Annotated in this window: 1 protein-coding gene and 1 pseudogene; both read left to right on the top strand. The window is 56.0% G+C overall.

Annotated features, from left to right (window positions below):
- Nucleotides 1–625: 625 nt before the first annotated feature.
- Nucleotides 626–976 carry an IS66 family insertion sequence element accessory protein TnpB gene (gene tnpB / locus ABLV54_RS13085; protein WP_021567584.1) on the top strand — a complete coding sequence of 117 codons (351 nt, stop codon included), beginning with the start codon at nucleotides 626–628 and terminating at the stop codon, nucleotides 974–976.
- 30 nt (nucleotides 977–1006) lie between these two features.
- Nucleotides 1007–2593, top strand: a pseudogene (locus tag ABLV54_RS13090) (IS66 family transposase).
- Nucleotides 2594–2631: the final 38 nt, after the last annotated feature.

Genomic DNA, 2631 nt, shown 5'->3' on the forward strand with positions numbered 1-2631 from the left:
ATGCGTGATCTGATCCTTCAACTCAGCAAAAGTTCGATTTATTCAACAAAGCCGCGAGAAGGATGTTAGCACCTCACGTGCAGTTACTGTTATTCGCGTCCTGGTGGTATAGTGCAGCGGCTGGCAGAAGTAACCGTAAGCGTCAAGCCACTGCCGCCTGTTGCGATTACTAACGATTGACGATGATAGAGTCCTCTTATTAACGTTAATGGACTCTATCAATGTCAAACACTCTTCAGCCCCGCAGGGCGCGGGCGTCCTACTCAATGGACTTTAAGCTGGCTCTCGTCGAAAAGTCATATCAGCCTGGAGCCTGTGTTGCCCGGTTGGCGCGGGATAATGGAATTAATGACAATCTGCTGTTTACCTGGCGCCAGCGTTACAGACATCTTCTGCCCGATGAAATACAACGGTCAATCAGAGAGCAAGACTCTGTTATCCCCGTTGTCCTGCCTGATATGGTCCTGTCACACCATGCTGAGCCGCACTATGAACCCGCCGCTCCAGCCTGCCGCGAGGCCATGACATGCGAGGTGACTGTCGGCGGTGCCAGCCTGCGTCTGTCCGGGGATTTATCACCTGCACTTCTGAAAACGCTGATCCGCGAGCTGAGCGGGAGGAGCCGATGATACCCTTACCGTCAGGCACTCGTATCTGGCTGGTTGCCGGGGTCACCGATATGCGTAAGTCCTTCAATGGTCTGGGCGAACTGGTCCAGCATGTTCTTGATGACAATCCGTTCTCCGGCCACCTGTTTATCTTCCGTGGTCGTAAAGGTGACACCGTGAGGATCCTCTGGGCTGATGCTGACGGTCTGTGTCTGTTTACCAAACGTCTGGAAGAGGGACAGTTCGTCTGGCCTGCTGTACGCGACGGCAAAATCGCCATCACCCGCTCACAACTCGCCATGCTCCTCGATAAGCTGGACTGGCGGCAACCTAAAACTGCACGCCTTAACTCACTGACGATGTTGTAAAAAGCGCATGACCGCATTATAAATGGGGTCATGAGTCAGGACTATCTCGCCCGTATCGCTGCGCTGGAAGACGCGCTTCGCCAGAAAGACAGCCAGCTCAGTCTCGTTGCTGAGACTGAGTCGTTCCTGCGTTCGGCGCTGGCCCGCGCAGAAGAGAAAATAGAGAACGAAGAGCGTGAAATAGAACATCTGCGGGCTCAGATAGAAAAACTGCGCCGAATGCTGTTCGGTACCCGTTCAGAAAAGCTACGCCGGCAGGTCGAAGAAGCCGAAGCCCTGCTGAAACAGCAGGAGCAGCAAAGCGATCGTTACAACGGCCGGGACAATGATCAGCAGGTTCCGCGTCAGTTGCGCCAGTCCCGTCATCGTCGCCCGTTACCGGAACATCTTCCCCGCGAAATAAACAGACTGGAGCCAGCTGAAACCAGCTGTCCTGGTTGCGGTAGTGATATGGCCTATCTCAGCGAAGTCAGCGCGGAGCAACTGGAGCTGGTCTCCAGCGCCCTGAAAGTGATCCGCACGGTCAGAGTGAAAAAGGCCTGTACCCGATGCGACTGCGTCGTTGAAGCGCCAGCGCCCTCACGTCCTATCGACCGGGGCATCGCCGGGCCGGGTCTGCTGGCCCGCGTGTTAACGGCCAAATACTGTGAACACCTGCCGCTGTATCGCCAGTGCGAAATCTTTGCCCGTCAGGGTGTGGATCTGAGTCGTGCGCTGCTCTCCAACTGGGTGGATGCGTGCTGCCGGTTAATGGCCCCGCTGGATGAAGCCCTCTACCACTACGTGATGGACTGCCGCAAACTGCATACGGATGACACTCCGGTGCCCGTGCTGGCGCCGGGCAGAAAGAAGACGAAAACCGGGCGTATCTGGACATATGTCCGTGATAACAGAAGCGCGGGTTCATCAGATCCGCCAGCGGCATGGTTCGCCTTCTCACCGGACCGACAGGGGAAACACCCTCAGCAACATCTTCGGCACTATCATGGCGTGCTGCAGGCAGATGCCTTCGCAGGGTACGACAGGTTGTTCAGCGCAGAGCGTGAAGGTGGCCCGTTGACAGAAGCGGCATGCTGGGCTCATGCGCGGCGCAAAATCCATGACGTCTATATCAGCACCCGGACGGCCACAGCAGAGGAGGCTCTGAAGCGCATCAGTGAGTTATACGCGATAGAAGAGGAAATACGCGGCCTTCCGGCATCTCAGCGGCTGGCCGCCAGACGGTCCCGAAGTTAACCGTTGCTGATATCCCTGCATGACTGGTTGGTGGAGAAAAGTGCCACTCTGTCGAAAAAATCCCGGTTAGGCGAGGCGTTCGCTTATGCACTGAACCAGTGGGATGCCCTGTGTTACTACTGCGATGATGGTCTGGCAGAGCCGGATAATAACGCTGCTGAGCGCGCGCTACGAGCGGTCTGTCTGGGCAAGAAAAACTACATCTTCTTCGGCAGTGATCATGGTGGTGAACGTGGTGCCCTGCTGTATGGTCTGATCGGAACGTGCAGGCTGAACGGTATCGATCCAGAGGGTTACCTTCGCCATATCCTGAGCGTATTGCCGGAGTGGCCCATCAACAAAGTGGCCGAACTGCTGCCATGGAACGGCTTTGTTGAATAAATCAGATTTCGGGTAAGTCTCCCCCGTAGCGGGTTGTG

The sequence above is a fragment of the Klebsiella sp. JB_Kp042 genome, from assembly GCF_040065275.1.
Lineage (GTDB): Bacteria > Pseudomonadota > Gammaproteobacteria > Enterobacterales > Enterobacteriaceae > Klebsiella > Klebsiella quasipneumoniae.

Bases quoted from the DNA above. Each gene is read 5' to 3' on its own strand.
- tnpB (WP_021567584.1), top strand. From the start codon at position 626: ATGATACCCTTACCGTCAGGCACTCGTATCTGGCTGGTTGCCGGGGTC.